Source organism: Catenuloplanes niger, from assembly GCF_031458255.1.
Lineage (GTDB): Bacteria > Actinomycetota > Actinomycetes > Mycobacteriales > Micromonosporaceae > Catenuloplanes > Catenuloplanes niger.
This window is the reverse complement of record NZ_JAVDYC010000001.1, coordinates 7,530,435-7,546,044: the sequence shown is the minus strand read 5'-3', so window position 1 is coordinate 7,546,044 and position 15,610 is coordinate 7,530,435. Positions and strand designations below refer to the sequence as shown.

17 protein-coding genes are annotated in these 15,610 nt (G+C 72.4%); 5 read left to right on the top strand and 12 right to left on the bottom strand.

The window, feature by feature from the left end; genetic code table 11:
* Window positions 1-27: 27 nt before the first annotated feature.
* Together J2S44_RS33000 and J2S44_RS32995 are read right to left on the bottom strand one after the other, a co-directional pair.
* Window positions 28-684, bottom strand: coding sequence for an ABC transporter ATP-binding protein (locus J2S44_RS33000; RefSeq protein ID WP_310421894.1), 657 nt, complete (start codon window positions 682-684; stop codon window positions 28-30).
* Window positions 681-1,604 (bottom strand): ABC transporter ATP-binding protein, encoded by a 924-nt coding sequence (locus J2S44_RS32995; RefSeq protein WP_310421890.1) that lies wholly within the window; start codon window positions 1,602-1,604, stop codon window positions 681-683. The genes J2S44_RS33000 and J2S44_RS32995 overlap by 4 nt, the downstream gene beginning before the upstream one ends.
* 203 nt (window positions 1,605-1,807) lie before the next feature.
* Between J2S44_RS32995 and J2S44_RS32990 the strand changes: the two genes are divergently transcribed.
* Together J2S44_RS32990 and J2S44_RS32985 are read left to right on the top strand one after the other, a co-directional pair.
* A complete protein-coding gene (locus tag J2S44_RS32990) occupies window positions 1,808-2,689 on the top strand; it encodes a hypothetical protein (RefSeq protein ID WP_310421887.1) in 882 nt (293 codons plus the stop codon).
* A 178-nt stretch (window positions 2,690-2,867) separates the two neighbouring features.
* Window positions 2,868-3,773, top strand: coding sequence for a thermonuclease family protein (locus J2S44_RS32985; protein ID WP_310421883.1), 906 nt, complete (start codon window positions 2,868-2,870; stop codon window positions 3,771-3,773).
* Here the strand turns inward: J2S44_RS32985 and J2S44_RS32980 are convergent.
* A complete protein-coding gene (locus J2S44_RS32980; RefSeq protein ID WP_310421880.1) occupies window positions 3,754-4,425 on the bottom strand; it encodes a polysaccharide deacetylase family protein in 672 nt (223 codons plus the stop codon). The genes J2S44_RS32985 and J2S44_RS32980 overlap by 20 nt on opposite strands.
* 110 nt (window positions 4,426-4,535) lie before the next feature.
* Between J2S44_RS32980 and J2S44_RS32975 the strand changes: the two genes are divergently transcribed.
* The gene (locus J2S44_RS32975; protein WP_310421877.1) at window positions 4,536-4,976 is read left to right on the top strand and encodes a nitroreductase family deazaflavin-dependent oxidoreductase; all 441 of its coding nucleotides are present in this window, start codon (window positions 4,536-4,538) and stop codon (window positions 4,974-4,976) included.
* A 2-nt stretch (window positions 4,977-4,978) separates the two neighbouring features.
* Here the strand turns inward: J2S44_RS32975 and J2S44_RS32970 are convergent, their stop codons facing one another.
* The 4 genes from J2S44_RS32970 to J2S44_RS32955 all read right to left on the bottom strand — a co-directional run bounded on the left by J2S44_RS32970 (window position 4,979) and on the right by J2S44_RS32955 (window position 10,675).
* The gene (locus J2S44_RS32970; RefSeq protein ID WP_310421874.1) at window positions 4,979-5,590 is read right to left on the bottom strand and encodes a DUF3159 domain-containing protein; all 612 of its coding nucleotides are present in this window, start codon (window positions 5,588-5,590) and stop codon (window positions 4,979-4,981) included.
* Window positions 5,583-6,215 (bottom strand): TetR/AcrR family transcriptional regulator, encoded by a 633-nt coding sequence (locus J2S44_RS32965; RefSeq protein ID WP_310421871.1) that lies wholly within the window; start codon window positions 6,213-6,215, stop codon window positions 5,583-5,585. The genes J2S44_RS32970 and J2S44_RS32965 overlap by 8 nt, the downstream gene beginning before the upstream one ends.
* Window positions 6,216-6,822: 607 nt before the next feature.
* Window positions 6,823-7,773, bottom strand: coding sequence for an MHYT domain-containing protein (locus J2S44_RS32960; protein WP_310421868.1), 951 nt, complete (start codon window positions 7,771-7,773; stop codon window positions 6,823-6,825).
* A gap of 139 nt (window positions 7,774-7,912) precedes the next feature.
* Window positions 7,913-10,675: a DEAD/DEAH box helicase gene (locus tag J2S44_RS32955; protein WP_310421865.1), complete on the bottom strand. Its 2,763-nt coding sequence runs from the start codon at window positions 10,673-10,675 to the stop codon at window positions 7,913-7,915.
* A 120-nt stretch (window positions 10,676-10,795) separates the two neighbouring features.
* On the opposite strand from J2S44_RS32955, the gene J2S44_RS32950 reads away from it, so the two are divergent.
* A complete protein-coding gene (locus J2S44_RS32950; protein ID WP_374727930.1) occupies window positions 10,796-11,551 on the top strand; it encodes an HAD family hydrolase in 756 nt (251 codons plus the stop codon).
* Between the two features lie 132 nt (window positions 11,552-11,683).
* Here J2S44_RS32950 and J2S44_RS32945 read toward each other — a convergent pair whose 3' ends face one another.
* Both J2S44_RS32945 and J2S44_RS32940 read right to left on the bottom strand, forming a co-directional pair.
* The gene (locus J2S44_RS32945) at window positions 11,684-11,875 is read right to left on the bottom strand and encodes a DUF397 domain-containing protein (protein WP_310421860.1); all 192 of its coding nucleotides are present in this window, start codon (window positions 11,873-11,875) and stop codon (window positions 11,684-11,686) included.
* On the bottom strand, window positions 11,868-12,749 hold the full coding sequence (locus tag J2S44_RS32940; protein ID WP_310421857.1) for a helix-turn-helix domain-containing protein: 882 nt from the start codon (window positions 12,747-12,749) through the stop codon (window positions 11,868-11,870). Before J2S44_RS32940 ends, J2S44_RS32945 begins: the two co-directional genes overlap by 8 nt.
* Before the next feature lie 187 nt (window positions 12,750-12,936).
* Between J2S44_RS32940 and J2S44_RS32935 the strand changes: the two genes are divergently transcribed.
* Window positions 12,937-13,209, top strand: a complete 273-nt coding sequence (locus tag J2S44_RS32935; RefSeq protein ID WP_310421854.1) for a hypothetical protein — start codon at window positions 12,937-12,939, stop codon at window positions 13,207-13,209.
* Between the two features lie 620 nt (window positions 13,210-13,829).
* Here J2S44_RS32935 and tatC read toward each other — a convergent pair.
* From tatC to J2S44_RS32920, 3 genes are all read right to left on the bottom strand, one after another.
* Window positions 13,830-14,774, bottom strand: a complete 945-nt coding sequence (tatC, locus tag J2S44_RS32930) for a twin-arginine translocase subunit TatC (protein ID WP_310430050.1) — start codon at window positions 14,772-14,774, stop codon at window positions 13,830-13,832.
* A gap of 74 nt (window positions 14,775-14,848) precedes the next feature.
* Complete coding sequence (gene tatA, locus J2S44_RS32925; RefSeq protein WP_307246371.1) at window positions 14,849-15,127, bottom strand: Sec-independent protein translocase subunit TatA; 279 nt, start codon at window positions 15,125-15,127, stop codon at window positions 14,849-14,851.
* Window positions 15,128-15,359: 232 nt separating this feature from the next.
* The gene (locus J2S44_RS32920; protein ID WP_310421851.1) at window positions 15,360-15,605 is read right to left on the bottom strand and encodes a hypothetical protein; all 246 of its coding nucleotides are present in this window, start codon (window positions 15,603-15,605) and stop codon (window positions 15,360-15,362) included.
* Window positions 15,606-15,610 lie beyond the last annotated feature (5 nt).

The window sequence follows — 15,610 nt, the reverse complement described above, 5'->3', positions numbered from 1 at the left end:
CGCGCCGCCGGCCGGGCCCCGGCGCGCTCACGCGATCGTTCCGTCGTGGATGTCGAGCACCCGGTCGGCCAGCGCCATCATCACCGGGTCGTGGGTGGAGACGAGCGCGGTGACGCCCTCGGACTCGACGATGCCGCGCAGCAGCGCCATCACGGCCAGGCCGGTCTCCGCGTCGAGCTGCCCGGTCGGCTCGTCCGCGATCAGCAGCCGGGGCGACGCGGCCAGCGCGCGGGCGATCGCGACGCGCTGCTGCTGACCGCCGGACATCTCGCCGGGTCGCTGCGCCGCGTGGCCGGCCAGGCCGACCAGTTCCAGCAGCAGCTGGACGCGCTTCTCCCGCTCGGCGGCGGGCGTGCGGGCCAGGCGCAGCGGCGCGCCCACGTTCTCGGCCGCGGAGAGCACCGGGATCAGGCCGAACGTCTGGAAGACGTACGCCACGCGCTCCCGCCGCAGGTGGGCCAGGCCGTCCTCGTCGAGCGCGGTGACCTCGACGTCGTCGACGTGGACCGTGCCGCTGTCCGGGCGGTCCAGGCCGCCGATCACGTTGAGCAGCGTGGTCTTGCCGGAGCCGGACCGGCCGACCAGCGCGACCATGGTCCCGGCCTCGACCTCGAACGACACGTCCCGCAGCGCGTGCACGTCGCCGAACCGCCGGCTCACGCCGCGTACCGTCAAGATGTTCATGTGTCGTCTCTCTTGATCGAGACGTGGTCGGACTCGAGCGCGAGCCGGACCCGGCGGGTCAGCGCGAGCGCCTCGCGGTACTCGCGCGGCACCTGCACCCGGCCGGCGCGGTCCATCACCGCGTACTCCTCCGCGATCACCTCGTGGTCGCCGTCGCCGTTCACGGCGGCGCGGCGCAGCACCTCGCTGCTGGTGCGCCCGTCGCGGATCGCGACCGTGCGCTCGACCTGCCCGCTGACCTCCGGGTCGTGGGTGACGACCACGACGGTGACGCCGAGCTCGCGGTTGACGTCGCGCAGCGCGCCGAAGACCTCGGCCGAGGTCGTGGTGTCCAGCTCGCCGGTCGGCTCGTCGGCCAGCAGCACGCGCGGCGCGTTCGCCAGCGCGACCGCGATCGCGACCCGCATCTGCTGGCCGCCGGAGAGCTGCGCCGGCCGCCGGTCCGCGAGATCGCCCACGCCGAGCATGGCCAGCAGCTCGGGAACCCGTGCCTTCCTGGTCCGCGACGGGGTGCGCGCCGCCGTCATCGGCAGGTCCACCATCTGCCTCGCGGTCAGGTACGGCACCAGGTTGCTCGCGGTCTGCTGCCGGACGAACCCGACCGTGTGCCGCCGGTAGCGCACCCGGTCGGCGCGGGACATGTCGAGCAGGTTCCAGGTGTCCACCCGCGCCCGGCCCGCGGTGGGCGCGTCGATGCCGGCCAGGATGGACAGCAGCGTCGACTTGCCGGAGCCGGAGGCGCCGACGACCGCGACCATCTCTCCCGCGTCCACGGTCAGGTCGAGGCCCTGCAGTGCCTGCACCTCGATCGACCCGGTCTGATAGATCCGGACCAGGTTCTCGCAGACGATGAGCGAGTCCCCACCGAACTCGGGTGCCCGCTCCGGCGGTGCCGGCAGGGACAGCGGTGTGGTGGTCATCCCTCTCCTCCGCAGCCGGGTCGCGCAGACCTTATACATCGATGTCCCCTTGGTCAACGATCTCAAGTAACCGGATGCATACGCCCACGTATGGGTGAATCGGCGCCGATTCCGGCCGACTCTGAACCTTTCCGGCGGCGGCCCGCGTAGGACCCGGTGCGCGCACGTTCATGAATCCGAGCCCGCTGGGAGTGGTGGCAGACATGCAATGGCGATACGGCACCCTGAAGAACCGCAAGGCGATCGGCGCGGCCGTTGTCGCAGGCGCGATCGTGGTGGCCGGCGTCACGGGCCTCGGCTTCGCCAACGCCGGTGAGAACAAGAACGAGGCGGCGGCCACGGCCGGTCTGATCAACGTCGAGGGCCAGCAGTTCAACGTGGCCGAGTGCGCCGAGGTCGAGATCAACGCCGGTGTGGTGCTCTGCGACGGCGCGGAGCTCGCGCCGGAGGGCGGCGCCGACGCAGTGGAGGCGGCACAGGCCGCGGCCGTGGCACTGGACGAGTCCTGTGACGTCTTCGCGGCCGCGCTGCAGACCGCCCAGGAGGACGTCGCGGGTGAGGGCGCCGCCGAGGAGACCGCGGCCCCGGAGGAGAGCGAGTCCGCCGCGGACGCCGCCGCGAAGGAGGAGGCGGAGAAGGAGATCGCCGCCACCACGAAGTCGGCGAAGAAGTCCGCGGAGATGGCCGCCGGCTGGGCCGAGAAGGCCGAGGCCGAGGAGGCCGAGGCCGAGAAGGCCGCCGAGGCGGAGGCCGACGCGAGCGCCAGCGCGGAGGACGCGGCCGGTGCCGAGGCCGACGCGGGTGCGGACGCCGAGGCGGAGGCCGGTGCCGAGGACGCGGCGCAGGCCGTCACGGACGCGCAGACCGTCTTCTTCGAGGCCTGCCTGGCGCTCGCCGAGGCGAAGGCCGCCGCCGGCGTCGGTGGCGTGGCGGACGCGGGTGCCGAGGCGGACGCGGGTGCCGAGGCGGACGCGGGTGCGGACGCCGAGGCTGAGGCCGGCGCCGAGGACGAGGCCGCCGCGGAGGACGCGGGCGCCGAGGGCGCCGCGTACGACGCGAACGGCAACCCCGTCGGCGAGAACTGATCCCCTCTCGCCGTACGACGAGGACCCCCGCCCGGCGCATCGGGCGGGGGTCCTCGCGTCCCGGCGGCCGGAAAGCCGACCCGATCGGGTCGGCTTTCCGCAGGTGTATGTCGGTTCACCGCGGAACGGTGCTGTGCTGGGAGCGTCAGGACACTTCTGCGGGCAGGTGGACACCGATATGGACCCCGTGCAGATCCTCTGGGCGCCGGCGGGTGCCTCGATGCCGAACCTGGGCGCGCGTGCGCTCGTCGACGTCACCGACGGTGACACGCCGAATCTCCGCATGCCGGTGCGGATGCTGAGTGTGGACACGCCGGAGGTGACCGCGCGGTCGGCGGAGCGCGCGGCCGCGATCGATCAGGACTTCAAGCAGCTCGCGTCCTGGATGGACGAGGGCCGGGCGCCGATCGGCGACGCGCTCGCGGAGCACCTGAAGCCACGGCTGGAGACCGGCCACGCCGGCACGCTGCACCTCGCGCAGGGGCAGGCCGCGTCGGAGTTCGGCAAGGCGAACATCGCGGCGCGACTGACCAGGGAGAACGGGACGCGGCGCAACCTGTTCGTGCGGACCGCGGACACGCCGTTCGACAGCAATCACCGGTTGCTGGCCTACCTCGCCCCGGACTACTCCGCGGCGGAGCGCCGGACGATGACGCGCGAGCAGCGGTCCACGTTCAACCTCGACCTGGTCCGGGCCGGGTGGGCGGCGCCGTTCGTGATCCATCCGTCGATCCCGGGTGCGGCGGACCTGGCGCTGCTGATCGGTGCCGCGGTCGAGGCGCGGGCGGCGCGGCGCGGCATCTGGGAGTCCGCGGAGACGCTGCTGGCGTACGAGTACCGGTCGATGGAGCGGCTGTTCCAGATCACCCGGTCGCTGGTGGCGGGACGCGAGCTCACCGGCGGCCCGCGCGCCTGGCGGGAGCGGTACTGCGCGGACATGCGTACCCGCGAGCTGTTCGGTCCGGAGGACTATTTCCGGGTCGAGCCGGAGTACCGGCTGTGGCTCCGGCCGGACGACCTGCGCGGCGCGATCCGCGACCTCAACCTGGTGCCGTCCGCCTCGCTCACGCTGCCGCCGGGGTGAGCGTGGGCGGGACCGCGAACGTCCAGCCGTCCGTGCGCAGCCGTGGGATCAGCACGGCCAGCGCGGCCACGGTCTGGGAACGGTCGCCGCCGCCGTCGTGCATCAGCACGATGCCGCCCGGCCGGAGCTGAGCCAGGACCGCGGTCACGATCGCGTCGGTGCCGGGCCGGCTCCAGTCGCGCGGGTCGACGGTCCAGCCGAGGCGGGCCATGCCGAGCCCGGCCGCGACCGCGGCGGACTGCCCCCAGGCACCGTACGGCGCACGGAAGTACGGGATCCGCGCGTCCGGCGCGGCCGCGCGGATGGCGGCGTTCGCGGCCAGCAGGTCCGCCTCGATCTGCGCGGGCGTCCAGGTGGACATGTTGTCGTGCCGCATCGAGTGGTTGCACAGCCGGTGGCCGTCCGCGACGATCCGGCGGACCAGCGCGGGATAGCGCTGCGCCTGCGTGCCGACCAGGCAGAACGTGGCGGTGACGCGCTCGGCGGCGAGCACGTCGAGAATCTGCGGCGTGTAGGTCGCGTGCGGCCCGTCGTCGAAGGTGAGCGAGACGGTCCCCACCGCCGCGGCACCGGGCGCCGCGGCGAGCGCGGCACCGGGCGCCAGCAGCACCACGGCGACCAGAAGGACGGCGACGTATCGAAGAGGACGCATATAGACAGGATGGTGCGCGGACCGCGCCGAGGGCACCGGAGCGACGGGCAACCGACACCGGACATGTCTTGTGCAAGCATCCGCCCGCCGGATGTGTCTACCATCGGATCATGCCATTGACCGGAGAGTACGCACCCAGCCCGTCCGAGTACGCGCGCGAGCAGGCCGAGACGTTCGAGGCGTCGGACGGCGCGGAGCGCAACGATTTGCGCGGCAAGCCGATCGTCGTGCTGACCTCGGTGGGCGCGAAGAGCGGCAAGCTGCGCAAGACCCCGCTGATGCGGGTCGAGCACGACGGCCGGTACGCGGTGGTGGCCTCGCTCGGCGGCGCCCCCAAGCACCCGGTCTGGTACTACAACCTGATCGCGCACCCGCACGTCGAGCTGCAGGACGGCGACTCCAAGCACGACTACGACGCGCGCGAGGTGCACGGCGCGGAGCGGGCGGAGTGGTGGGAGCGCGCCTGCGAGGCCTGGCCGGACTACGCGACGTACCAGACGAAGACCGATCGCGTGATCCCGGTCTTTGTCCTGGAACGACGCCAGGCGTAGGTTCAGGCCGTGCAGTGGGCGAGGCGGCGGCCGGAACGGCGGGCCGCCCAGACCGCGACCGCCAGCGCGAGCGCCCACAGCGGATAGTTCATCAGGATCTTCGACACCGTCAGCCAGCCGACCTCGTCCCGCGTGTAGAGGTGGTGCAGCACCGCGAACCGGGTGGCGAAGACCGCGGCGAGCACGGCGGTGGCGAGGTCGTATCCGTGCAGCGACGCCGGGTCGTGCCGCCAGGACGGGCCGGCGCCGCGCAGCACGCTCCAGACCACGCCGACCAGCGGGCGGCGGATCAGGACGGAGATCGCGAGGAGCACGGCGGCCACGCCGTACCAGGCGATGTCGGCCAGGAAGAAGTCGCGGGCCTCGCCGCTGCGGGCGGCCAGCGAACCGGAGATCACCACGCCGATCAGGCCGCCGGCCGCGGGGCGCAGCGACTGGCCGCGGGACGCCCGCCACACCGCGACCGCCAGCGCCACGCCGCCCGCGACCGCGATCGCGGGGTGGAGGCCCCACAGCCCGTTCGCCGCGACCAGCGCGACCGGCGGCAGCGACGACTGCACGAGACCCGGGAATCCACCGGTACGCTCCCACAACTCGCCGAATCGGTCACTCATGCCACTGCCCTCCCGTGGAGATGGAGACCCGGGCGTGCGCCGGGTCGTCGCCGTAGCCGATCAGCAGCCGCAGCGTCATGTCGTCGAGCACGAACCGCACCTGGCCGGGCGGGAGCAGACCGGCGATCGCCATGGTGACCAGGCCGTGCCGCATGCTCCACAGCTGCGCGGCCCACACCTCCGGCGCCGCGGGCAGCCCACCGGCCGCCGGGAACCGGCCGGCGTCGACGCAGCGGCGGACCAGGGCGACCAGCCGCGTGTACGTCCCGACGCCGAGGTCGTCGGCCTCCGGCGGGCGTTCGATGAACATCGCGCGGTAGAGGTGCGGGTTGCGCACACCGGCGGCGAAGAGCTCGTCGCAGGCCGCGACCAGGTCGGTGACCGGGTCCGCGGTGCGGGGCAGCGCGTCCAGCGCGGTGTGCAGGCGGGTGAAACCCTCCTGACGGACCGCGTAGTGGATCTCGGCCATGCTCCGGAAGCGGCTGAACACGGCCATCGTCGAGGTGCCGACCTCGGCGGCGAGGCGGCGGCTGGTGAGCGCGGCCGGGCCCTCCTCGCCCAGGATCCGGGCGGCGGCCTCGACCAGTTTCGGGCGGACCTCCGGGTCCGCGGCGCGTGGGCTCATGGACCGAAAATATCGCCGTTATATATCAGCGGTAAAGTCACCGCCCGCCATCTGCGAAAGCCGACTCCGCGGTACGGCACGCCCGATCCGGCGCCGGCGGGCCAGGCGGCCCCCGGCTCGGTCACACCTGGCCCGCATTCCTCGCAGGCCGGCCGCCTCGGCATGCCGAGCGCGGCAGGGTCCCGGACACCGCAGGGTCCTGGGTGGGCCAGGGTCCCGGGTGGGCCAGGGTCCCGGGTGGGCCAGGGTCCCGGGTCGGCCAGGATCCCGGGTCGGCCAGGATCCCGGGTCGGCCAGGATCCCGGGTCGGCCAGGATCCCGGGTCGGCCAGGATCCCGGGTCGGCCAGGATCCCGGGTCGGCCAGGATCCCGGGTCGGCCAGGATCCGAGCGCCGCAGAGCCTGAGCGCCGGAGGGTCCCGAGCGCCGCAGGGCCCGGCCCGGGTGGGGCAGACACCTCGCGGGACGGGCAACCGGCGGGTCCGGGCCCTTCGAGCCGGTCGCCTCGCCGCGCCGCGCGCCTCCCGCGGGCCGGGATCACGTGCGGCGTCGCCGCCCGAGCCGAAGGCCCGGCGCGGGAGCGCCGGGCCTTCGGTGGGGAGGTGGTGTCAGGTCTTCTTCCTCGGCTCGAAGCCGTGGAAACCGGAGCCGCCCGGGGTGGGCGCACGGGGCGGTTGCGGCGCGAACGCGTCACCCGCCGCGATGACCCCGCGGCGCCCGCGCCCGGCCGGCGGGCCCGCGGGAGCCGGGCCCGCGCCGTCCGCCGGGCCCGGGCCGGGAGCGGCGCCGGCGTTGCGGCGCGACTCGATGTAGGCGAGCGCGGCGCGGTCCTCGTCGGACGGCGCGGACAGCATCGCGTAGACCAGCCCGATCACGCCGACGATCACGCCGACCACGATCGGCACCAGCAGCGTGCCGGACGTGACGCCGGTGTGCCGGACCGTCTCGGAGTGCAGCTCGACGCGCATCGCGGTCATGCCGGTGAAGTGCATGCCGTTGACCGCCACGCCCATGATCAGCGCGGAGCCGGCGATCGCCCACCCGCCGCGCACCCGCACGGACAGCCACAGCGCCACGATCGCGGCCACCACCGCGATCAGCACGGAGAGCACGACCGGGACCGGGTCGTAGCGGATGGTGCCGTCCAGCTGCATGCCGGCCATGCCGGTGTAGTGCATGGCCGCGACGCCGACGCCGGTGAACAGGCCACCGCCGAGGATCTTGACGAAGTTCGCCCGGCCGAAGCCGACCAGGCTCAGCCCGATGCCGACCGAGACGATCGCGAGCACCAGGCTGACCACGGTGAGCGGCACGCCGTACCGGATGGTGGTGCCCTCGACCCCGAAACCGAGCATGGCGATGAAGTGCATGGTCCAGATCGCGGTGCCGCCGAGCGCGATCGACGCGCCCGCGATCCACCGCGCACGCCGGCCGGTGGAGTCGGCCTCCCGGGCGCGGACGGCGCAGGTGAGCGCGAGCACCGAGCCGAGCACCGAGAGCGCGTAGCTGAGGACCGGCGTGATGACGCCGTACTCGAAGTGGTGGATCTGACCCGACACCGCAGCGCCCTCCCCGAACGGACGTGTAACCCCGTGCGAATGGTCGCGCCCACATGCCGGGACCGCCAGTGACCAACGGTGAGACCTCCCTGACCGAAGGGTCAGCTTCGGTCAGGGAGCCAGAAAACGGGCGAGAGCGTCACGCCACCGCGTTGTAGGCCAGAACGCCCCGGTTGACCACGCCGATCGCCTGCCGGGCGGTCGTGCGCACCTCCTCGGTCGCGCCGCTGGCGTTGGAGATCTGCCCGAGCAGGTCCACCACCATCCGCGCCCACCGCACGAAGTCGCCGGCGGGCATGTCACCGTCCAGGTTGTGGCCGCTGGCCAGCACCTTCTCCAGCGACTCGCCGCGGGCCCAGCGGTAGATCGGCCAGACGAACCCCAGATCCGGTTCGCGGGTCAGCTCCAGGCCGCGGGACGCCTCCTCGGCCTCCAGCTCGGCCCAGATCTTCGTGGTCGCCTCGACCGCGTCCGCGACCGGGCCGCGCGGCACGGACGCGCGCTCGTCGCCCTCCCGCCGCGCCTCGTAGACCGCGACCGACACCGCGGCGGCCAGCTCGGCCGGGGCCAGCCCCTCCCACGTGCCGCGCCGCAGGCACTCCGCGACCATCAGGTCCGTCTCGGTCCAGATCCGGGCCAGCATGCGGCCCGCGTCGGTGACCTCACCGGACTCGGACAGGTAGCCGCGCACGGTCAGCATGCCGCAGACCGCGTCGAACGTCCGGGCCAGCGAACCGGTCCGGCCGGCGACCTTGTCACGCAGCGCGTCCGTGTCCTTCTCCAGCCGGTGCCGCCGCTCGGCCCAGCGCGCGTGCTCCTCCCGGTCCGGGCACTGGTGGCAGGCGTGCTGCCGCATCTGGATGCGCAGCAGCGCCAGCTCGTGGTCGTCGGCCGCGCCGGAGCGGGTGCGGTTGCGGCGCCCCTCGCGCCGGTCCAGGCCGGTCCCGGTGACGGCCGCGGCCAGGTCCCGCCGGGCGGCGGGCGACCGCGGGTTGAAGTTCTTCGGCACCCGCACCCGGTCCAGCACCTCGACCAGGCCGGGGAAATCGCTGGCCGGCACCCGGCCGGCCCACCGGTCCTGGGTGAGCACCATCGGCCGGGGCTCGCCGAAGCCGCCCACGCCCGGGTCGATCACCACGGCCAGCCCGGCACGCCGGCCGGCCGGGATCCGGATGACGTCACCGGGGCGCAGCTTGGACAGCGACGCGGCGGTCTCCGCGCGGCGCTGCGCCTGGCCCTGCCGGGCGATCGCGCGCTCCCGGTTCGCGATGGCCACCCGCAGGCCGAAGTACTCGTTGAAGTCGCCGTGGTGGCAGCGCACCTCGTCCTCGTACCCCTCGATGGTCTTCACGTTGTTCTGCACCTGGCGGGCCAGGCCGACGACCGAGCGGTCCGCCTGGAACTGCGCGAACGACGACTCCAGCAGCTCGCGGGCGCGATCGATGCCGACGCTGCCGACGATGTTCGCCGCCATGTTGTAGGAGGGGCGGAACGAGCTCTTCAACGGGTACGTCCGGGTGCTGGCCAGCCCGGCCACGTGCCGGGGGTCGACCTCCGGTGACCAGACCACGACCGCGTGTCCCTCGACGTCGATGCCGCGCCGGCCGGCCCGGCCGGTGAGCTGCGTGTACTCCCCCGGGGTGAGGTCGACGTGTGCCTCGCCGTTGTACTTGACCAGCCGCTCCAGCACCACGCACCGGGCCGGCATGTTGATGCCGAGCGCCAGCGTCTCGGTGGCGAAGACCGCCTTGACCAGGCCGCGGACGAACAGCTCCTCGACGACCTCCTTGAACGCGGGCAGCATGCCGGCGTGGTGCGCGGCCAGGCCCCGCTCCAGCGCGTCCAGCCACTCCCAGTAGCCGAGCACGGTCAGGTCCTCACCGGGGATCGCGGTGATCCGCTCCTCGACGATCGCGCGGATCTCCTCGCGCTCGTCCGGCGTGGTCAGGCGCAGCCCGGCGGCCATGCACTGCTGCACGGCGGCGGCGCACCCGGCCCGGCTGAACACGAAGATGATCGCGGGCAGCAGGTCGGCGCGCTCCAGGCGCTCGATCACGTCGAAGCGCAGCGGCGGCTGCCAGCGCTTGTTCCGCCCGCCGCGGCCGCCCCAGCCGGGGCCGGACGTGCGGTCGCCCATCTCCATCCGCCGCAGCTGCTCGCGCGTGTACCGCAGCAGCTCCGGGTGCACGTCGTGCTTGCGGGCCGCGTCCGCGTCGTGGAACAGGTCGAACATCCGGCGGCCGACCAGCATGTGCTGCCAGAGCGGCACCGGGCGGTGCTCGGAGACCACGACCTCGGTGTGGCCGCGCACGGTGACCAGCCAGTCCGCGAACTCCTCCGCGTTCGACACGGTCGCCGACAGCGACACCAGCGTCACGGTCGCGGGCAGGTGGATGATCACCTCTTCCCAGACCGCGCCCCGGAACCGGTCCGCGAGGTAGTGCACCTCGTCCATCACCACGTACGCCAGGCCGTCCAGCGCGGCGGAACCGGCGTAGAGCATGTTCCGCAGCACCTCGGTGGTCATCACGACCACCTGCGCGTCCGCGTTGATGACGTTGTCGCCGGTGAGCAGGCCGACCTTGTCCGCACCGTACCGGTCGACGAGGTCGTGGTACTTCTGGTTGGAGAGCGCCTTGATCGGCGTGGTGTAGAAGCACTTCTTGCGGGTCGGCGCGGACAGTGCCATGTGCACCGCGAACTCGCCCACCACGGTCTTTCCCGCACCGGTGGGCGCACAGACCAGCACGCCACTGCCGCGCTCCAGGGCCTGGCACGCCTCGCGCTGGAAGTCGTCGAGGTCGAAGCCGAGATCGGTGGCGAAGTCATCCAGACGGGGGAACTTCGCGGACTCCGCGGCCCGCCGGCGAGAAGCCGCATACCGCTCAGCGGGAGATGTCACGCGCTCAACAGTAGCCGAGCCCCCACGATCTTGGCTTTTGTCTTTTCCGGCGGCCCTGGTCACACGGCGCGGCGTGACAGCGGCACGCACCGTGAGGAGGGGTGCGGGACGCCACCAGATATGGTTCTCGACGTGGCGGATCACGACGAGCGTTCGAGCGAGACGAGCCCGGCGGAGGTGGAGCCGCCACGAGCGATCGAGGGCATCCTCTTCGACTTCCACGGCACCCTCGCGCAGGTGGAGCCGCCGGTCGACTGGGTGCTCGCGGCGGCCACGGCCTGCGGCGCGACGCTCGATCCCGGGCGCGCCACCGCGCTGGCCGACCGGCTGATCACCGCGGGCCGGGCCGGCGGGCCGATCCCCCGCCGGATCCCACCGCAGCTGGCGGAGGTATGGGCCGAGCGCGACCTGTACGCGCACTGCCACCGCGCCGCGTACACCGGGCTCGCGGACACTGTGGAATCCGGGATATCCGGCTTCGCGGAGGCGCTCTACGACCGGGTGACCGTCCCCGAGGGCTGGGCGCCCTACTCGGACGCGGCCACCACGCTCGCCGCGCTGCACGAGCGCGGCGTGCCGATCGCGGTGGTCAGCAACATCGGCTTCGACATCCGCCCGCACTTCGCCGCCTGGGACCTCGACCGGTACGTCACCGAGTTCGTGCTCTCCTACGAGGTCGGCCGGATAAAGCCGGACCCGCAGATCTTCGAGAAGGCCTGCAAGCTGATCGGCGTACCGCCGGAACGCGCGCTGATGGTCGGCGACTCCGCCGCGGACGCGGGCGCGGTCAAGGCCGGCCTCGCCACGCTGGTCCTGCCGGCCGCCGAACCGGGCCGCGCCAACGGCCTGTGGGCCACGCTCGCGCTGGCGAGATAGCAACCCGGCGGTCCCGGGACCACGGACGTGGAAACCCCCGAGCCGCGGGGCCCGGGGGTTTTCGTCATCACCTCGTGTGCCCGAGGCTTCGTTTCACGGTAACACCGTCGTGGCCGGGCGACACCGTCGTGGTCAGGCGGCCTTCACGCGGGCGGTGAACGCCACGAACGCGGCCGGGCTGACCAGCAGCGCCGGGCCGGCGGCGTCCTTGCTGTCCCGCACCGCGACCACACCGGGCAGATTCGCCGCCACCTCGACGCAGTTGCCGCCGGTGGAGCCGCTGCGGGTGCTCTTACGCCATGTCGCACCGGTCAGGTCAATCATCGATAGTCTCCTTGATCAGTTCCCCGATGAGGTCGTCCGAAGCATCCCGACCCAGCGCGATCCGGTCCAGCACGTCCCACGCCCTCTGGTAAGTATCCACTTCCGCGGCTTCGTCCAGGTAGAGCGCGCCGGTCAGGCCCTCGATGTAGACCGTGGTCGGCTCCGCCCGGCGCAGCCCCACCTCCGGGAAGTCGAGCACGGTGAACGACCCGGCGAAACCCGCGTAGTGCAGCGCCCGCTCCCGGGGGATCACCCGCACACTGATCCCGGGCTTCTGCGAGATGTTCACCAGATGGGCGAGCTGCCGGGCCCACGCGTCCCGGTCATCGAGGCCCTTCACCAGCACCGCCTCCTCGATGATCACGTCCAGTTCGGGCGCCGGCGGGTTCGCGCGGGCGAGCAGCCGCTGCCGCTCCCGGCGCAGCCGGACCCGCTGGGTGACCTGCTCCGGCGTCACGCCCGGCACCGCGCCGAGCACCGCCGCGGCGTACTCCTCACCCTGCAACAGGCCCGGGATCACCCCGTTCTCGTAGTGGCGCAGCCGGGACGCGGCCTGCTCCATGCCCACGTACAGCTCGAACCAGGCCGGGACCGCCTTGCCGTACGCCGCCCACCAACCCTTCTCCTTCGTGGCCGCGGCCAGCGACAGCAGCACCTCCAGCATGTCCGGCGGCGCGCCGTAGAGCTCGGCGAGCGCACGCACGTCCACCTGCCGGACCGGCGCCTCGCCGCCCTCGATCCGCGACATCTTCGACAGCGAGACCTCGATGTGCGCGGCCGCGTCCTTCAGCGTGATCCGCGCGGCCTCCCGCAACTGCCGGAGCAAACGACCGACCTGGCGGCGGGGTACGGACGATCCCCCGTCGTGTGACACCTGAGCCTCCCGCACGCGATTTCTGACGGGTCCGGACCGTCAAAATGACGGCTCAGAAATCTGAATTCCGGAAATCCCGATCCTGCACTTCTCGGAAGCGTACGGGTACGCCAAGGTTTACGGCAGGTAGCCGACCCCGTCACCGCTCGTAGGCGTGACGGTTCCTCTCCCCCTGGAGGACACCCACATGGCCGTGGCACCACCGCCGATCCCCACGATCGTGCCCGGCAGCCTGCTCTACATCGCGGACGAACGCGACTACCGCCTCGGCGTCGGCCCACTCGCACTCCGCGTCACCTCCCTCGGAACGCCGGGCGCCGAATGGCTCGTCGTACACGGCCACCGGGTCGGACACGACGGCCGCGTCGACCACCGCCACCTGACGTTCACGATCCGGGTCACCGCGCTCCGCGACGCGGTACGGCCCACCGGGTGGCTGCCGCCGGCGATCCGGCAGTAAGACGTTCTCGCAGCCGCGCCGCCGCCGGGCCTGACTCCCGGCCGGCCGGCGCGCGCGGAAGGCCCCGGGGGCGCGCCAACCCCCGGGGCCTTCTCCTTTTCGATCGGCTGCGGTTCAGGGCGCCTCCGGCGGGCCTCGGGCTCCGGGGAGAGGGCGGAGGTTCCAGCCGGCTCGCGGTTCGCCGGCCCGGCCGTTTTTCGTGGGTGGGATGGGTTTCGTCTCGTGTGCCTGGCTGCCGGTCTGCGCGGTGCGCGCGATCAAAAGGTCGACCGGCAGTGCCGCCGCGCGGCACCGAGGCAATGCTTGCTGCCCGGGAAGTGGGACGACCATCCCGTCATACGGTCTGATCACCCGTCGTATGTACATGGGAGCCCGCGCGAGACGGGGCTGCCGCGCGCACCACGCGAGGCGAGATCACCGGCCGCGGAGCCGACGAAATCGGCAGTTGCTGCTCGCGGTCACCTCAAGGTGGATCTGCTGCTCGGGCCACACGCGACGAGCTGCACGCCCGAAATTTCGGCGTCCTGCCGCAACGCCACCCGCACGGCAGCGCAGCCAAGAAACAGACCCGGCCGGCAGCGGGACGCTGTCGGCCGGGTTCGTCGTGCGGTGGTCGGCTATCAGGTCATGTCGTCGAAGCCGCGCTCGATCGGCCGGGGCTTGATCGGCTCGGCCGGTTCGACGGGGCCGGACGCTGACACCGGCGAGCTGGCGCCGACCGGTTCGCTGGCGGTGACCGGGCCGCTGGCCGTGACCGGGTCGCCGGCGGTGACGGAGTCGGCGTCGCCGAGGTCGAGCGGGGAGACCGCGTCGTCGTCGAGGCCCTCGTAGATCGACTTGCCGCGGCCCCGGCGCTTGTCGTTCAGGACCGCTACGCCGGCGGCCATGAAGTACAGGGCGGACAGCGCGAGGGCCAGGACGGTCATGCCGAACGGGTCGGGGGTGGGGGTGACCACGGCCGCGAACAGGAAGAACGCGAAGACCGCGACACGCCACCAGGACAGCAGCCGCTGGCCGCTGACCAGACCGACGACGTTCAGCATCAGCGCGAGCAGCGGGAACAGGAACGCGACGCCGAACAGCAGGATCAGGCCGGTGACGAAGCTGATGTACCGCGTGACCTCGAGCTGGGTGTCGAGGCCGGTGACGCCGGACGTCAGCAGGAAGTACAGACCCTTCTCCACCACGAAGTAGGCCAGGGCCGCGCCGCCGGCGAACAGCGGCGCGGCGAGCGACACGAAGGCGTAGGCGTAGCCGCGCTCGTGCTTGTGCAGGCCGGGCGCGATGAACGCCCACAGCTGGTAGAGCCAGAACGGAGCGGAGACGATCAACCCGACCCAGAGCGCGATCTTGAGCCTGAGCAGGAATCCGTCACCCGGGCCCAGCTGCGTCATCGGGCAGCCACCGTCTGCCTGACGCATCGAGGGCAGATCGCAGTAGGGCTGCTTGAGCAGCTCGAACACGTCGATCGACAGGTAGAAGCCGACGCCGAAACCGACCACGACCGCGAGGGAGGCGCGGAACAGCCGGTTTCGCAGGTCCCTGATGTGTTCGATCAGGGTCATCTCGCCGTTGGCCGCCTGCTCGAACTTCGACGGCCCCTTGTTACGGCCAGGCAGGGCGAGTTTCACGGCTCAGGTCAGCGGTCGCGGACGGGCTGCTCGGCCGTCGCGTGTGTGGCGTGTGCGGGCGGGATCACGTCGCCCTGCAGCGGCGCGCGGCCGTTCTTCGCGTCGGCCTTGTCGGACAGGTCGTCCGGCGCGTCCTTGCCGTCGTCGACCATGCTCTTGGTCTCCGCCTTCAGGATGCGCATCGAGCGGCCGAGCGAGCGGGCCGCGTCGGGGAGCCGCTTCGCGCCGAAGAGGAGGATGAGCACCACCACGAGGACGATGATGTGCCACGGCTTGAGGAACTGCATTTCGTTCTCCAACTCGGTGTCGAGGGCGACCCGTCGACGTCAGGCGCCGAGCCCATGGTACGTGCGGAACAGCCGGTTGCCATCGGGCCCGCACGCCTTCACAGGGTAAAGACAGCGTTGACATGAAAGACCTTGCTGGACGTAGTCTCTGCCACACCGAACCCGCACGTCAACAGGCTGCCAGCCACCAAAACAGCACGAAACCGGCTGTTTTCGCACCGGTCCTCGAGGGTTAAGGCTTGCCGGCCCGGATGACGGCGACCTGGTCGGCGGCCTCGCCGGCCTTCTCCGCGACCGCGAGCGAGCGTTCCTGCAACGCCTCGGCCTTGGCCTGCAGCCGCTCCAGGGCCTCCTGCTTGAGCATCAGCCGCCGCACGGCCCGGTACAGCTCGGGCACGCGGGCCAGCACCGGCCGGACCGCCAGCCCGAGCACGACGAGGGAGAACAACGCGACGCCGAGGATGATCCACAAAATCATGACCC